The sequence below is a fragment of the Paraburkholderia silviterrae genome (assembly GCF_004353915.1).
Classification (GTDB): domain Bacteria; phylum Pseudomonadota; class Gammaproteobacteria; order Burkholderiales; family Burkholderiaceae; genus Paraburkholderia; species Paraburkholderia silviterrae.
The window spans coordinates 101,344-116,398 of sequence record NZ_SMRP01000022.1; the positions used below are offsets into that span (position 1 = coordinate 101,344).

The 15,055-nt window shown below is 64.0% G+C and carries 12 protein-coding genes; 8 read left to right on the forward strand and 4 right to left on the reverse strand.

Annotated elements, in window-relative coordinates; translation table 11 throughout:
• Positions 1–147 precede the first annotated feature (147 nt).
• Together EYW47_RS30905 and EYW47_RS30910 are read left to right on the forward strand one after the other, a co-directional pair.
• Positions 148–3,702 (forward strand): autotransporter outer membrane beta-barrel domain-containing protein, encoded by a 3,555-nt coding sequence (locus tag EYW47_RS30905; protein WP_240763989.1) that lies wholly within the window; start codon positions 148–150, stop codon positions 3,700–3,702.
• Positions 3,703–4,211: 509 nt separating this feature from the next.
• Positions 4,212–5,498 (forward strand): dicarboxylate/amino acid:cation symporter, encoded by a 1,287-nt coding sequence (locus EYW47_RS30910; protein WP_133198606.1) that lies wholly within the window; start codon positions 4,212–4,214, stop codon positions 5,496–5,498.
• Between the two features lie 113 nt (positions 5,499–5,611).
• On the opposite strand, the gene EYW47_RS30915 is transcribed toward EYW47_RS30910, so the two are convergent.
• The gene (locus EYW47_RS30915) at positions 5,612–5,905 is read right to left on the reverse strand and encodes a hypothetical protein (protein ID WP_133198607.1); all 294 of its coding nucleotides are present in this window, start codon (positions 5,903–5,905) and stop codon (positions 5,612–5,614) included.
• A gap of 36 nt (positions 5,906–5,941) precedes the next feature.
• Here EYW47_RS30915 and EYW47_RS30920 point away from each other — a divergent pair, with 36 nt between their 5' ends.
• The 6 genes from EYW47_RS30920 to EYW47_RS30945 all read left to right on the forward strand — a co-directional run bounded on the left by EYW47_RS30920 (position 5,942) and on the right by EYW47_RS30945 (position 12,353).
• The gene (locus EYW47_RS30920) at positions 5,942–6,928 is read left to right on the forward strand and encodes an ABC transporter substrate-binding protein (protein WP_377785376.1); all 987 of its coding nucleotides are present in this window, start codon (positions 5,942–5,944) and stop codon (positions 6,926–6,928) included.
• Positions 6,929–7,044: 116 nt separating this feature from the next.
• A complete protein-coding gene (locus EYW47_RS30925; protein ID WP_133198609.1) occupies positions 7,045–7,866 on the forward strand; it encodes an ABC transporter ATP-binding protein in 822 nt (273 codons plus the stop codon).
• A gap of 25 nt (positions 7,867–7,891) precedes the next feature.
• Positions 7,892–8,761, forward strand: coding sequence for an ABC transporter permease (locus EYW47_RS30930; protein WP_133198610.1), 870 nt, complete (start codon positions 7,892–7,894; stop codon positions 8,759–8,761).
• Positions 8,762–8,862: 101 nt separating this feature from the next.
• Positions 8,863–10,284: a sensor histidine kinase gene (locus EYW47_RS42800; RefSeq protein WP_133198611.1), complete on the forward strand. Its 1,422-nt coding sequence runs from the start codon at positions 8,863–8,865 to the stop codon at positions 10,282–10,284.
• 65 nt (positions 10,285–10,349) lie between these two features.
• The gene (locus tag EYW47_RS30940; protein ID WP_133198612.1) at positions 10,350–11,045 is read left to right on the forward strand and encodes a response regulator; all 696 of its coding nucleotides are present in this window, start codon (positions 10,350–10,352) and stop codon (positions 11,043–11,045) included.
• Positions 11,046–11,201: 156 nt separating this feature from the next.
• Positions 11,202–12,353 (forward strand): porin, encoded by a 1,152-nt coding sequence (locus EYW47_RS30945; protein ID WP_205710182.1) that lies wholly within the window; start codon positions 11,202–11,204, stop codon positions 12,351–12,353.
• Positions 12,354–12,544: 191 nt separating this feature from the next.
• Here the strand turns inward: EYW47_RS30945 and EYW47_RS30950 are convergent, their stop codons facing one another.
• The 3 genes from EYW47_RS30950 to EYW47_RS30960 form a co-directional block, all read right to left on the reverse strand.
• Complete coding sequence (locus EYW47_RS30950) at positions 12,545–12,844, reverse strand: hypothetical protein (protein WP_133198614.1); 300 nt, start codon at positions 12,842–12,844, stop codon at positions 12,545–12,547.
• 111 nt (positions 12,845–12,955) lie between these two features.
• Positions 12,956–13,831, reverse strand: coding sequence for a LysR substrate-binding domain-containing protein (locus EYW47_RS30955; protein WP_133198615.1), 876 nt, complete (start codon positions 13,829–13,831; stop codon positions 12,956–12,958).
• 40 nt (positions 13,832–13,871) lie between these two features.
• On the reverse strand, positions 13,872–14,597 hold the full coding sequence (locus EYW47_RS30960; RefSeq protein ID WP_133198616.1) for an amino acid ABC transporter ATP-binding protein: 726 nt from the start codon (positions 14,595–14,597) through the stop codon (positions 13,872–13,874).
• Between the last annotated feature and the right edge of the window lie 458 nt (positions 14,598–15,055).

The window sequence follows — 15,055 nt, forward strand, 5'->3', positions numbered from 1 at the left end:
TCACGTCTCCATAAACATCGGCTTTAATGTGTCGACTCATATCGGCATTATCATTTCATTCGGTCTTGCGATAATTGATGGGTCGGTGCTATAAACCGATTCACGCCCAGATTGCCGCCGTAACGTTCAATTACGTGGATCAGAAGAATGAAAATAAATGCGTGGAATTTGAGTCTTGGAGGCGTGGTCATTCTCGCCGGCACCGTGCCATCGGGCGTTTATGCCGCCTGTTCGTCCAGCGCGCCCGCCAGCAATACCACCGTCACCTGTAGTGGCACTGGCGTTCCATCGGTCGTAGCGGTAGCCGACAGCAAGAACGTCACGATCAATCTCGAGAGCACCGCAACGGGCAGCTACACGCTTGCGAGCACGCCTACGCCGTTTTCCGTCGATACCTCGAGCACGATCACCAATAACGGCCGCCTCTCCTTGTCGGGCAACGGCACGGGCGTCGCGAATCGCGGTGCGATGCTGCTCGGCGTGAGCCACGGCAACACGATCACCAACGGCACGAGCGGCGTCGTTTCGACCACGGGCGCGTACAACGACGGCCTCGCCGCGAACGGCAACAACAACACGCTCGTCAACAACGGCAAGATCGCCACGACGGGGGCGAACTCGTACGGCATGACCGCGGCGTGGGGGCAAAGCAATCTTGGCGCGTCGGGCAATGTGCTCGTCAACACGGGCACGGTAACGACATCGGGCAGCAATGCGCGGGCGGCCTCGATTCTGGGCGGCAATGGCGTGATCGAAAACAGCGGCACGCTGACGGCGGGAGGCCGCGACAGTCCCGCGGTCTATATGCAGGGCAATAACGATACGCTCATCAACAGCGGCACGATCCAGACCACGGGCACGGCATCGAGCGGCGGCAGCGTGGATGCCGTCGTGTCGAACACGCTCGGCAGCTCGTTCACGGCAACGATCACGAACGCGGCGGGCGGCAAGATCATCAGCAACAACGGCATTGGCGTGCGCTCGACCAACGGCAACACGACGATTACGAACGCGGGCCTGATACAGGGAGGCGGCGGCACGGCCATCAAGAACGGCAATGGCAACGACACGCTGATCCTGCAGACAGGCTCGCAGATCGTGGGCACGGCGGATGGCGGCGGCGGCAACAACATCGTGCGGCTGCAGGGCAGCGGCACGGCGTCCAACGCGTTCGTGAACTACCAGAGCCTGACGATGGAGGGCGACGCCTGGACATGGGCTGGCACCGGCACGTTTTCGAGCGCGCTCGTCAAGACCGGCACGCTCAATCTCACCGGCACGCTCGGCACGACCACGGCCACGGTTGTCGCGACCGTCAATAGCGGTGCGACCTTGCAGGCGAATGCGTCGAACCTGCCGCTCGTGGTGACCGACAACGGGCTCGTGCGCTTCCAGCAGGACAGCGACGGCGCCTACTCGGGGCTGATAGGCGGCACGGGCGCGGTGGAGAAGACGGGCGCTGGAACGCTTGCGCTCGCACCGTCGGCGTCTGGCGGCAACACGTATTCCGGCGGCACGACCATCACGCAGGGCACGTTGTCCGTCGCTGCCGACAGCGCGCTGGGCGCATCGTCAGGACCGCTCGCGCTCAACGGCGGCACGCTGCAGCTCGGCCGCAGCTTCGATCTCGCGGCGAGCCGCGCCATGTCGATCAGCGCGAATAACGGCACCATCGACACACAGGGTTTCAGCTCCACGATTGCGCAGAACATCACCGGGACGGGCTCGCTCACTAAACTGGGCACTGGCACGCTCACCCTGAACGGCGACAGCAGCTACACGGGCGGCACGAACGTGAACGAAGGCACGCTGATCGTGGGCGATGCGGCGGGCGATCCGCCTGTGCTGTCCGGCGGCGGGCCGGTCGCGGTCGCCGCCGGCGCGACGCTCGGCGGCTATGGCAGCGTGACGGGAAATGTCACGAACAACGGCACGATTGCCGTTGCGAATGCGCTCGCGAGTCTCGCGGGCGGCGCGACAGGCAACTTCCAGCTCAACGGCAATCTCGTGAACGCGGGCCTTGTGCAGCTCGGCGGCAGTGGCGTGGGCAACACGCTCACCGTGGCCGGCAATTACGTCGGCCAGAGCGCGGCGATCGCGCTGAACACTTATCTGGCCGGCGACGGCGCGGCGTCGGACAAGCTGGTGGTGAGCGGCGGCGCCGCGAGCGGCACGAGCGCGCTGAAAGTGACGAACGTGGGCGGCCCGGGCGCGCCCACGCTCACCGACGGCATCCAGGTCGTGCAGGCCGCGAACGGCGCCACGACGAGCACGGGTGCATTCACGCTCGCGGGCGGGACGATCAAGGCGGGTGCCTACGAGTACTTCCTCGCGAAAGGCGGGGTGAGCGCGGGGACGGGCGAGAGCTGGTACCTGCGCAATACGATTCCGGCGGTTTCCGAGGTTACGCCGCCCGCGACGTCGCCGACGTCGCCCATCTCACCGACATCGCCGACATCGCCGACATCGCCCACTTCGCCCACTTCGCCCACTTCGCCCACTTCGCCCACTTCGCCCACTTCGCCGGCCAATCCGGGCACGCCGCCGACGACCCCGACCTCGCCTGGCAACCCTGGCACGCCGTCCTCGCCCACGTCCACCACGACGCAGACGCCGATCGTGGCGGCCCCGGGCACCCCGGAGCCGATCGTCGAGGCCCTGGCGGGTGCCGAGGCCAGCGCGAATTCCGGCGCTAGCGCGAGCGCGAATGCAAGCGTGAATGCCGGCGCAACCGCCCCAGCGGTGCCGGTCTACCGCCCCGAAGTGGCGCTCTATGCAGAAGCGCCGAGCGTCGCGCGGCAACTGGGTCTCCTGCAGATCGACACCTTCCACGACCGCCAGGGCGAACAGGGCCTCCTGACCGAAAGCGGCACGGTCCCGGCGTCATGGGCGCGCGCGTGGGGCGCGTACAGCAACATCGCGCAGAGCGGCGACGTGAAGCCTTCGTTCGACGGCTCGGTGTGGGGCATGCAGGTCGGTCAGGACCTCTACGCGGACAATCAGCCGGGCGGCGCGCGCAATCACTACGGCTTCTTCCTCGGCTTCTCGCGCGCGGTGGGCGACGTGAACGGGCTCGCGCTGGGTCAGTACGACTACGGCGCCGGTTCGCTGCAGGTCAACGCGTACAACCTGGGCGCGTACTGGACCCACATCGGCGCGGGCGGCTGGTACACCGACGCCGTCGCGATGGGCAGCGCGCTCACGGTGCGTACGCACTCGATCGAGAACGTGGGCGGCTCGACCGACGGCAACGCGTTCACGGGCTCGATCGAAGCGGGCTTGCCGATTGCTTTGGGGTACGGATTGACGCTGGAGCCGCAAGCGCAGCTCGTGTGGCAATGGCTCGCCCTCGAAAAATTCAACGACGGCATTTCCGATGTCACCTGGAACAATGGCAATACGTTCCTGGGCCGCATCGGCGCGCGCCTGCAATGGGCCTTCGACGCGAGCGGCGTGAACTGGAAGCCGTACCTGCGCATGAACGTGCTGCGCTCGTTCGGCGCCGACGACAAGACCACGTTCGGCGGCGTGACCACCCTGGGCACGCCGGTAGGCCAGACGATGGGACAAGTCGGCCTGGGGCTCGTCGCGCAACTGACGAAGCGCGGCAGCGCGTTTGCGACCGTGAGCTATCTGACAAATTTCGGCGGCGAGCACCAGCGCGTGATTGGCGGCGACGTGGGCGTGAGGTGGGCGTGGTGAGCACGATGATCGTGCGGGCAATCCGTACCGGTGCACCTGCACAGTAGATCACCGGGCGCGCCGGCCATGTCTGTATGGCCGGCGCGTCATCTCCGCCGGACTTGAGCTGAAGCGATAATCACATGCGCATCTCTATTCGCGCGCTTTTCGAACAATGCCTACGCCAGCCGTCAGGCGCTCCGTACAGCGATCGATCTTTTCGCACCCCATATCTATTTCTAGATATGCATGCGATTGAGCGCAGTCAATAAAACTGCTCATGAAAACGTGAGCAGACGGTTACCTCAACCACTCCAGCAACGCTACTCCCGCACTTGCTCAGCGCCTGTTTGCAGCACGCAACGTCATGGCGCGTATCGGTATGTGGTGGATCAAAGCGCGGTTTTATCCCGTAAATACAGGGCTTTTACAACGATTGCAACATTCGATGCGACGTCGTAAAGTACCGCACCAATTCGGTTGTAAGATTTTTGAAAGGCTGTATTGCCTGGACTGCGAGGGGTGACGCAATGAAACGTTTGAAGCTGACCACATGGATCGTGATCGGCATGGTGCTGGGCATTGCGGTGGGCTACGCTTGCCATGGCAGCATTGCCGACCCCCAGGAGCTCAAAGCGGTCGCGGACTACTTTGGGCTCGTCACTGAGCTCTTCCTGCGGCTCATCAAGATGATCGTCGCGCCGCTCGTGTTCACGACGCTCGTCGTGGGCGTGGGCAAGATGGGCGACGCCAAATCGGTGGGCCGTGTCGGCATGCGTACGCTCGCATGGTTTCTTGGCGCGAGCTTCGTCTCGCTGCTGCTCGGCGCGCTGGTGGCGAACTGGCTTCAGCCCGGCGCGGGCTTGAACCTGCCGCTGCCCGACTCGCACGCGAGCACCGGCATTCGCGCGGGCGCGATCAACGTGAAGGAGTTCGTCACGCACCTCGTGCCCAAGAGCATCGTGCAGGCCATGGCCGAGAACGAGATTCTGCAGATTGTCGTGTTCGCGGCGTTCTTCAGCCTTGGCATCATCGCAGTCGGCGAACACGGCAAGGGCATTGTCACCTTGCTCGAGCAGGTTTCGTTCGTGATGTTCAAGGTGACCGGTTATGTCATGGCGTTCGCGCCGGTGGCGGTGTTTTCCGCGCTCGCCCACGTGGTCGCCATTCAGGGGCTCGGGATCCTGGTCAGCTACGGGACCTTCATGGGCGTCTTCTTTGGCGCGCTGGCGCTGCTGTGGTGCGTGATCATCGCAGCGGGCGCCGTGGTGCTGCGCGGCCGCGTGTTCGATCTCGTGCGCGGCGTGCGCACGCCCATGCTGCTGGCATTCAGCACCGCGAGCAGCGAATCCGCTTATCCGAAGCTGCTCGAGCAGCTCGAGCGAGGCGGCGTGCCGCGCCGCATTTCGAGCTTCGTGTTGCCGCTCGGCTATTCGTTCAACCTCGACGGGTCGATGATCTATTGCACCTTCGCCACGCTGTTCATCGCGCAGGCGTATGGCATCGAGCTCTCGTTCGTGCAGCAGGCCACGATGCTCGCCATCCTGATGCTCACGAGCAAGGGCATGGCGGCGGTGCCGAAGGCCTCGCTCGTGGTGATCGCGGCCACACTGGGGCAGTTCAATATTCCCGAGGCGGGACTGCTGCTGATCCTCGGGGTGGATACCTTCCTCGACATGGGGCGCACGGCCACCAACGTGCTCGGCAACAGCGTGGCCGCGGCGGTCGTGACGAAGTGGGAGGGCCAACTGGGTCCCGTGCTGAGCGACGACGAATACGAGGCGATGGTGAGCGCGCGCGAGACGGAGAAGGTTTGAGCGCCGGGCGGCTGCGCGAGCGGTTGCCTGAAACTGGAAGCACGAAATGATGGGCCCCGCAGCAATGCGGGGCCCATTGCTATTGGAGGCGGCAAAACACCTGACGGCAACGCTCAAAAACGGATGTTTCGCATTTTCCAAATTGCTTCCAGATCATTACAAATTAATTTCAATTGACGTGCCCGCTTCAATATCCGCTGCACAGTGCGCGCATGGCAAATCATTGAATAAAAGTGATTCGTGTTGAAAAACAACGACCCGCCGCCCTGGCGATTCATGGAAATCCCCCATATTTCAGCACCTGGCGCGAAAGCATCGAGAAGGGTTCCGCTGGATAGAATGCCGCCATTCATCGAGGCAAGCGGTATCGTGCCGCCGGCCCAAAATAATGGAGACAGTCGATGCAACCCACTTCTCGCGCATTGCGCCGTCGTGTGCCCGCCATGGCGATCGCTTGCGGCCTGCTGTTCGGTGCCGCGCTTCAAAGCGCCCGCGCCGCCGACGAGCCCGGCAAGATCACCATCATGGTGGGCGGAATCACGAAGCTCATCTATCTGCCCGCGAAGCTCACGGAGCAGCTCGGCTACTTCAAGGACGAAGGGCTGAACGTCGAGCTGCTCTCGCAGCCTGCCGGCGTGGACGCCGAAAACGAGCTGCTGGCGGGCGCCGTGCAAGGCGTGGTGGGCTTCTACGACCACACCATCGACCTGCAGACGAAGGGCAAGGACGTCAAGGCGATCGCCGTGTTTGGCCAGGTGCCGGGCGAAGTGGAAGTGGTGTCCTCGAAGTCGGCCGACACGCTCAAGTCCATGGCCGACGTCAAGGGCAAGACGCTCGGCGTGACCGGTCTTGGCTCTTCCACGAGCTTTCTCACGCAATATCTCGCGGGCCAGCACGGCATTGCGTCGACCGAGTACACGATGCTGCCGGTCGGCGCCGACGCGAGCTTCATCGCAGCGGTCAAGCAGAACCGCATCGACGCGGGCATGACCACCGAGCCCACCGTGTCGCGCCTGCTGCAGACTGGCGACGCCAAGGTGCTGGTGGACATGCGCACCGTGGACGGCACGCGCGCTGCGCTCGGCGGCACCTATCCGGCGGCGAGCCTTTATGTGCAGGACGCGTGGGCGGCTTCGCACAAGGCCGAGGCGGTCAAGCTCGCGCATGCGTTCGCGCGCACGATGCAGTTCATCCACACGCATAGCGCCGAGGAAATCGCAGCGAAGATGCCGGACGACTATCAGAAGGACAAGGCGCTCTACGTGACGGCGCTCAAGGCGTCGCTGCCCATGTACACGGCGGACGGCAAGATGCCGGCCGATGGCCCCGCCACCGTGCTGAAGGTGCTCTCGGCGTTCAATCCGTCGGTCAAGGGCAAGCACGTGGATCTGGCGAGGACCTATACGAACGAGTTCGTTAGCGCGAAATGACGCCGTAGCGGCGGGGTGGTCCTTGCGGGCCGCCTTCGCCGCCGCTTCCTTGTGTTTTGAGGCTTCGGCGCCGGCTTTTTCCCTGGCGGCGCCGGAACAATCGTGAGATGTCCTTGATGAAGCAAGCTCCAGTTCAAGCCACTGCGCGAACCGCCGCGCAAACCGCTACGCCGGCCATCGAATTTCGTTCTGTCTCGTGCCGCTTTATCGCGCCCGACGGCAAGGCGACCGTGGCGCTGCGCGATTTCAGCATGGCCGTCGCGCAGGGGGAATTCGTCGCCATCGTCGGCCCCACCGGCTGCGGCAAGTCCACCACGCTCAGCATGATCACGGGGCTGCTCAAGCCCACCACCGGTGAAGTGCGCGTGATGGGCGCGCCCGTGAACGGCATCGACCCGCGCATCGGCTTCGTGTTTCAGGCCGATGCGGTGTTTCCATGGCGCTCGGTGCTCGACAACGTGGCGGCCGGCCCGCTGTTTCGCGGCCGCTCGAAAGACGTGGCCTATGGCGAGGCGAACGAATGGCTGCGCCGCGTCGGCCTCGACAAATTCGGCAAGCATTACCCGCATCAGCTCTCCGGCGGCATGCGCAAGCGCGTGGCGCTCGCGCAGACCTTCATCAACAAGCCCGAGATCCTGCTGATGGACGAGCCGTTCTCGGCGCTCGACATGCAGACCCGCACGCTGATGCAGGACGAGCTGCTGCAGTTGTGGGGCGGCACGGGCTCGGTCGTGTTCGTCACGCACGACCTGGAAGAAGCCATCGCGCTCGCCGACCGCGTGTTCGTGCTCACGGCGCGGCCCGCGACGCTCAAGAAGGTCTACGAAATCGACCTGCCGCGCCCGCGCATCACCTCGGAAATCCGCTACGAACCGCGCTTTATCGAAATCTCCCGTGACATCTGGCACGACCTGCGCGAGGAGGTGCAAATTGCCTGACACGCTCGAACTCCGGAAACCGCCCATGACCGCTCCCGCATCTGCAACCGCTTCGAACGCGGCCGCTCTCGACCGCAACTCGCTCGCCCAGGTCGAGCGGATGGCGCAGCGCCGCATCCGGCAGCGCCACGCACTCGTGATTGGCCTGCGCGTGCTCGTGCTCGTCGTCGTGCTGGGCGGCTGGGAACTCGCGGGACGCAACAAGTGGATCGACCCGTTCTTCTTCTCGATGCCCTCGCTGATCTTTCAGCAGATCGTCGACTGGTTCGTGAACGGCACGTCCCAGGGGCCGCTGCTGTTGCAGGTGTGGGTCACGCTCGAGGAGACGGTGCTGGGCTTTCTGATCGGCGCCGCGGGCGGCGTGGTGTGCGGCGTGCTGCTGGGCCGCAACAAGCTGCTCTCCGACGTGTTCAGCCTCTACATCAAGATTGCCAACTCGATCCCGCGCGTGGTGCTGGGCTCGGTGTTCGTGATCGCGCTGGGTCTGGGCATGGCCTCGAAGGTCGCGCTCGCCGTGGTGATGGTGTTCTTCGTGGTGTTCGGCAATGCCTTCCAGGGCGTGCGCGAAGCCGACCGCTACATGATCGCCAATGCGCAGATTCTCGGTGCGTCGCGCCGCCAGGTGACGACCTCGGTGGTGATTCCCTCCGCGCTCTCGTGGATTCTCGCGAGCCTGCACGTGAGCTTCGGCTTTGCGCTGGTGGGTGCCGTGGTGGGTGAATTCCTCGGCTCGAAGCAGGGCATCGGTCTGTTGATCTCGACGGCGCAGGGCGCCTTCAATGCGAGCGGCGTATTCGCGGCGATGATCGTGCTGGCAGTGGTTGCGCTATCAACCGATTACCTGCTGAGCGCGCTGGAAAAGCGCCTGCTCAAATGGCGGCCTGCGGCATTCTGAGTGTCGATATGCCGAACCGCTGACCTTTTCAGCAGATCAGGTCCGAAGCGTTCGAACGCCGTCCCGCTTTGCGGGACGGCTTTGTACTGGAGTGCTTGAAAATGGTACATAGCCTGCGCGCGCGCCTGCTGTTGTGGCTGTTGCTGCCGCTGGCGGCGTTCGCGGTCGTCTCGGGCCGGATGTCTTACGACGCCGCGCGCCAGACGGCCGATCTGTTGCAGGACAACGCGTTGCTGGCCTCGGCGCGCACGATCATCGAAGACGTCGATTGGGACAACGGCGCGCTCACTGCGAATATTCCGCCGGCCGCGCTGGAGATTTTCGAGTCGCCGTACCAGGATCAGGTGTTCTACAAGGTGCTGGCGGGCGACGGCCGGCTGCTGGGCGGCGCACCGGATCTCGTGCCGCCGCCCGCTGGCGCGCCGCTGCCGGCGTTCTACGACACCACCTACGATGGCGCGCCCATTCGCGCCGTGGCCTACGAGCGCATGCTTTACGACTCGGGCCATGCCGAGCGCGTCACGGTGATCGTCGGCAAGACCGTGGCTTCGCGCCAGGCGATGATCGACGGGCTCTGGCGGCCGCAGCTGATGCGCCAGTGGCTGATGCTCGCACTCGCCGTGCTGCTCGTGCCGCTCGGGCTCACGCTCGAGCTGCGCCCGCTCATGAAGCTCAAGGACGACGTGGCGGACCGCGAGCCGACGCAGCTCGAACCAATCCGCCCAGATCATTTGCCCTCCGAACTAAGGCCGATCGTCGACGCGATCAATCAGTGCATTGCGCGCCTGAAGGTGCATGCTTCGACCCAGCGTCAGTTCATCGCCGACGCGGCACATCAATTGCGCACGCCGCTCACGCTGCTCGCCACGCAGATCCAGTTCGCGAGCCAGTGCGATGCCCGCGACCCGGCGCTGTTCGACGCGCTGCGCGGGGTGCGCCGCACCAGCCACAAGATGGCGGAGCTCACCAACCAGCTCTTGCTGCTGGCGCAAGCCGAATCGATGGCGCCCGCGCGCAAGGGCATCCGCGTGGATCTCGGGGCGGTGGTGTCTTCGGTGCTCGAAGAGCTGATCCAGGCGGCGCAGCAACGCGAGATCGATCTAGGCGCGGAGCTGGCCAACGGGGTGGAAGTGGCGGGCAATGCGGGCCTGCTGGCTTCGCTCGCCTCCAATCTGGTCGACAACGCGATCCGCTACACCCAACCGGGCGGCAACGTGACGGCGCTGTGCCGCCGCGTGGGCGACGAGGTCGTGCTGCAGGTGGTGGACAACGGCCCGGGCATTCCTGCCGAGGCGCGCAAGCACGTGTTCGAGCGCTTCTACCGCGTTGCAACGGACACCGAAGGAACGGGCCTCGGGCTGGCCATCGTGCACCAGGTGGCGCGCTCGCATGGCGGCTCGGTGAGCATGGCGCCCGGTGACGGGCGTGTCGGGCTCGTGGTGACCGTGCGCTTGCCGGTCTGGCGCGAAGTGGCGATGGCACGAAGCGCCGGCTTGAAGGAGCTGCATGCATCGCTGGCATGAATCGATGGGGGGAATCAGCGGGATGAATCAGTGGGATGAATCGGTGACATGAACGAGGAAAGACAATGAAGCTGATGCTCGTGGAAGACAACGCCGAGCTGGCGCACTGGATCGTCAACCTGTTGCGCGCCGAGAATTTCACGGTGGACTGCGTGAGCGATGGCGAGTCCGCGGATTCGGTGCTGATGACGCAGAGCTACGACGTCGTGCTGCTCGACATGCGCCTGCCGCGCATGAGCGGCAAGGACGTGCTCAACCGCCTGAGACGGCGGCGCGACAACGTGCCGGTGCTCATGCTCACGGCGCATGGCTCGATCGAGGACAAGGTGGCGTGCTTCAGCGCCGGCGCCGACGATTATGTGGTGAAGCCCTTCGACAGCCGCGAGCTGGTCGCGCGCATCAAGGCGCTGATACGCCGGCAGGTTGGCGACAAGTCGGGCTGGCTGACTTGCGGCGATCTGCATTACCTCTCCGACACGCGCGAGTTCCGCCACAACGAGGATCCGCTCGCGCTGCGCCGGCGCGAGCATGCGATTCTCGAGGCGCTGATGCTGCAGCAGGGCAAGACCGTCTCGAAGCACACCCTCATGGAGCGCGTCTACAGCCTCGACGACGAGCCGAGCGCCGACGCCATCGACATCTATATCCACCGGTTGCGCAAGCATCTCGTGGACTCGAGCGCCCAGATCATGACCCTGCGCGGGCTCGGCTACATCCTGCGTGCGAAGGACGTGGCCCGGTGCGAGCAAAGCGCCGTTTAAACATTGGTGATTCCACTTAGTGATGCGAACCGTTCGCGAAAGGAGCGCGAAGGATTGTGACCACTACGATTCGTCTCATCCGTTGATTGTCATGCAAGCCGGGGGTGGCTGGAGCAAACCTGGCGAAGAGTTGGCAACGGACCAATCAGAACTTCAATGCAGTTATCTGAGGAGACAATCTTGAAGAAAAGGCATCTCGCATTCACCGTGGCAGCTGGCGCACTGGCAGCGAGTGGCGCGCATGCGCAGTCGAGCGTCCAGCTCTACGGGCTCATCGACCTGAGCGTTCCCACGTATCAATCGCATGCGGACGCCAAAGGCGACCACGTGATCGGGATGGGCATTGGCGGCGAGCCGTGGTTCAGTGGCAGCCGCTGGGGCGTGAAGGGCGCGGAAGACATTGGCGGCGGCACCAAGGTGATCTTCCGCCTCGAAAGCGAGTACCGCGCGAGCGACGGCCAGATGGAAGACCCGGGCCAGATCTTCGACCGCGACGCATGGGTGGGCGTGGAAGACGAGCGCTTCGGCAAGCTCACGGCCGGCTTCCAGAACACCATCGCGCGCGATGCTTCGGCGATCTACGGCGACCCCTATGGCAACGCGAAGCTGACGACCGAAGAGGGCGGCTGGACCAACGCCAACAACTTCAAGCAGATGATTTTCTACGCCGCGAGCGCGACGGGCACCCGTTACGACAACGGTCTCGCGTGGAAGAAGGTGTTCGACAACGGCATCTTCGCGGCCGCGGGCTACGCGTTCGGCAACTCCACGAGCTTCGGCAACAACTCGAACTACCAGTTCGCGCTCGGCTACAACGCCCCGACCTGGACGGCTTCGACCTTCTATAATCACGTGAACCGCGACGGCAACACGAACCAGGCGTTCTCGGTGGGCGGCAACTATACGCTGGGCATCGTGCGCGCCAATGCGGGCTATTTCCGCTACTGGGGCAACCAGGGGGCGCTGGGCCAGCGTCAGGACAACGCGTGGACGGTATCGCTCAAGCTCGTTCCGAAGGGCGCGCTCGACTACGAAATCGGCTATCAGCAGATGCGCACGCATAATGCCGCTTACAACGCCGATGGCGACATTCCGAACGCCAACATTGGCGCTTTCGATCCGACCAGCGGCCTGCACAACGGCTTCAAGGAAACGCTCTACGGCTCGATCTTCTATCACCTCTCGAAGCGCACCGAAGTGTATCTGGCCGGCGACTTCATGAAGCTGCATGGCGGCTACACGGTCGGCACGACGTACGGCGCGACCAACCAGGTCGAAGTGACCACGGGCGTGCGCACGCGCTTCTGAGCGGATTGGTTTCTCATGCTGCAGGCTCCGGTCCCGCAGGCGTCATGGCGCAAACGCATGAACCATGCCGGGACCGGAGCGTTGGCCTGCCATCGGCCGGATGAACGGCGCTTGATCGTGTGATCGGTCTGGGGAAGAGGGATCGCTTTTTCTTCACATCATTGGAGGCGTGTGCTTCGGCTGGCGAGGCTTCAGCCAGCAGTCACGCACGCCACGGTCGGCGCGGTGTAGTCCGACGGGTACGGCGAAGTCGGGCCGCTGAGGAGGCGCAGATGTTGCGTCGCCAGCACATCGGCTTGCACCTGCTCACGCTGTGTCAGCACGGCCTTCGCGCCGGCGGGCGGCGCTTCGTTGACGCCGCAAAGCAGATTCTTCCCGCTCGATAGCTGGACCGGGGTCTGGTAGGCCGAACCCGGTTCGGCAGCAATACTGCAAGTACTCCATAACGCAGCGGCAACGCCGATTGCGTATCCGAATTGCACGAGTTTCATGGCACGCTCCTGAATGGCGATGGCCTATCTTCGGCCAAGGCAAGGCTGCGCGCCAGCGCGAATTCGGAAAATCACTCTTGCGGGCGGCTCAAGGATCGTGTCAGGGGATGCTCATCGCGGCGCCTGCCGGGCCATCCAGTCGCTGAACAGCTTGACCTTCTGCTGCTGTGCCACGCATTCCGGGTACACGAAGTAATAACGCGAGCCCGTTTCCACAGTCAGATCGAAGGGCGTCACGAGCCGCTTCGCCGCAATATCCTCGCTGGCGAGCGTCCGGTCGCCAATCGCGATGCCGTAACCCTGCAACGCGGCGCTCGTCGCGAGATCGAGCGACTGGAACGTCGGCCCGAGGTTCGCATCCACCTGCGCCGCACCGGCGTGGTTGAGCCACAGCCTCCAGTCGGCGTGATCCGGCGTCGGGTGCAGCAAGGTGTGGCCTGCGAGGTCCTCGGGTTTGCCGAGCGGGCGCTGATCGAGCAGCGCCGGCGCGCAGACCGGCGTCAGGTGCTCGTCGAAGAGCGCTATGGCATGAACGTCGGTGCCGGCGGAAGAGCCGTAGATAATGGCTGCATCGAAGGGCTCGGCCTGGAAATCGACTTCGTGATGCCACGTGGTCGTGATCTGCACCTGCAACTCGGGATGCTCGGTCTGGAAACGCATGATGCGCGGGAGCATCCAGCGCATGACGCAGGTCGGCACCTTCAGCGCGAGCTCCGTGCGCTGGCGCGTGAGGCGCACCGATGTCTCCTCGATGCGGGCAAAGCCCTCGCGCACGGCGGGCAGCAACTGCTCGCCTTCGGCCGTGAGCACGAGCCCCTTGGGCGAGCGCTTGAACAGGGGCAGGCGGTAGTAGTCCTCCAGCGCGAGGATCTGGCGGCTGACCGCGCCCTGCGTGATGCACAGATGGTCCGCCGCGCGCGTGAAGCTGCCGTAGCGGGCGACCGTCTCGAAGATCTGCAGGGCGTTGAGCGGGGGAAGGCGTCTCATGGCGGACTATGGACTTTAGATGATGCGGCGGGCACGGCGCTCAGTGCAGGATTTTCGCGAGAAAATCGCGCGCACGCTCGGAGCGCGGCGTGGCGAAGAAGGCGTCTTTCGAGTCGTCCTCCACGATCACGCCCTGGTCCATGAAGATCACCCGGTGGGCCACCTTCTTGGCAAAGCCCATTTCGTGCGTCACGCACATCATCGTCATGCCGTCCTGGGCGAGCTCGACCATCACGTCGAGCACCTCGTTGATCATCTCGGGGTCGAGTGCAGAAGTGGGCTCGTCGAACAGCATCGCGACAGGGTCCATCGAGAGAGCGCGCGCGATCGCGACGCGTTGCTGCTGGCCGCCCGATAGCTGGCCCGGGAATTTGTCCGCGTGCGCGCGAAGGCCCACACGGTCGAGCAGCTTCAAACCCTTGTCGGTGGCCTCGTCTCTCGTGCGGCCGAGCACCTTGACTTGCGCGAGCGACAGGTTTTCGGAGATCGACAGATGCGGGAACAGTTCGAAGTGCTGAAAGACCATGCCAACTTTCGCGCGCAGCTTCGGAAGGTTGGTTTTCTTGTCGCCCAGGCTCAGGCCGTTCACGCGGATCTCGCCTTGCTGGAACGGCTCCAGGCCGTTGACGGTCTTGATGAGCGTGGACTTGCCCGAGCCCGAAGGCCCGCAGACGACCACGACTTCGCCCTTTTGAATTTGCGTCGTGCAGCCGGTGAGCACCTGGAATGGGCCGTACCATTTCGAAACGTTGTCTATCGAGATCATTTTTGAACCTGTATATGAAAGTAGGTTTGGAAGTTGATCGGGGTGTCGGTTTTTCGCGTTTCCTTGTTTTCGTGTCGGTATATTAGTGTTGCCCCTGTGCGGGGCGGCACCTACTTTTCTTTGCAGCGGCAAAGAAAAGTAGGCAAAAGAAAGCCGCTCAAACCGCCAGTGTGACGCAGTGGACCACTAACCTTTAATCGGAGTGGCTCCGGGGCGTCCGTCACCACTCGCCGTCACACGGAGTGACTAAGGATTCATCCATCCGGCGGCGCTCCGCGCGCCGTGGGGCATAACTAAAACCAATGGTACACACGCGTTTTCCTAGGACTCCAAGATATTCGCTCATCAGTAAACCCGCGCATTCGTGACGCAGCACGCCCGGTTTTCCTTGCGGACCTTTCCGCCCGCGCGTAGCGCGTGGCGGGAAGGATGAGCCCCTTGTCACTGAGGCGGAGTGT

Excerpts from the sequence above, each read along its gene's own strand:
- EYW47_RS30905 (WP_240763989.1), top strand. The coding sequence starts at position 148 with ATGAAAATAAATGCGTGGAATTTGAGTCTTGGAGGCGTGGTCATTCTC.
- EYW47_RS30910 (WP_133198606.1), top strand. The coding sequence starts at position 4,212 with ATGAAACGTTTGAAGCTGACCACATGGATCGTGATCGGCATGGTGCTG.
- EYW47_RS30920 (WP_377785376.1), top strand. The coding sequence starts at position 5,942 with ATGGCGATCGCTTGCGGCCTGCTGTTCGGTGCCGCGCTTCAAAGCGCC.
- EYW47_RS30925 (WP_133198609.1), top strand. The coding sequence starts at position 7,045 with ATGAAGCAAGCTCCAGTTCAAGCCACTGCGCGAACCGCCGCGCAAACC.
- EYW47_RS30930 (WP_133198610.1), top strand. The coding sequence starts at position 7,892 with ATGACCGCTCCCGCATCTGCAACCGCTTCGAACGCGGCCGCTCTCGAC.
- EYW47_RS42800 (WP_133198611.1), top strand. The coding sequence starts at position 8,863 with ATGGTACATAGCCTGCGCGCGCGCCTGCTGTTGTGGCTGTTGCTGCCG.
- EYW47_RS30940 (WP_133198612.1), top strand. The coding sequence starts at position 10,350 with ATGAAGCTGATGCTCGTGGAAGACAACGCCGAGCTGGCGCACTGGATC.
- EYW47_RS30945 (WP_205710182.1), top strand. The coding sequence starts at position 11,202 with ATGCAGTTATCTGAGGAGACAATCTTGAAGAAAAGGCATCTCGCATTC.
- EYW47_RS30950 (WP_133198614.1), bottom strand. The coding sequence starts at position 12,844 with ATGAAACTCGTGCAATTCGGATACGCAATCGGCGTTGCCGCTGCGTTA.
- EYW47_RS30955 (WP_133198615.1), bottom strand. The coding sequence starts at position 13,831 with ATGAGACGCCTTCCCCCGCTCAACGCCCTGCAGATCTTCGAGACGGTC.
- EYW47_RS30960 (WP_133198616.1), bottom strand. The coding sequence starts at position 14,597 with ATGATCTCGATAGACAACGTTTCGAAATGGTACGGCCCATTCCAGGTG.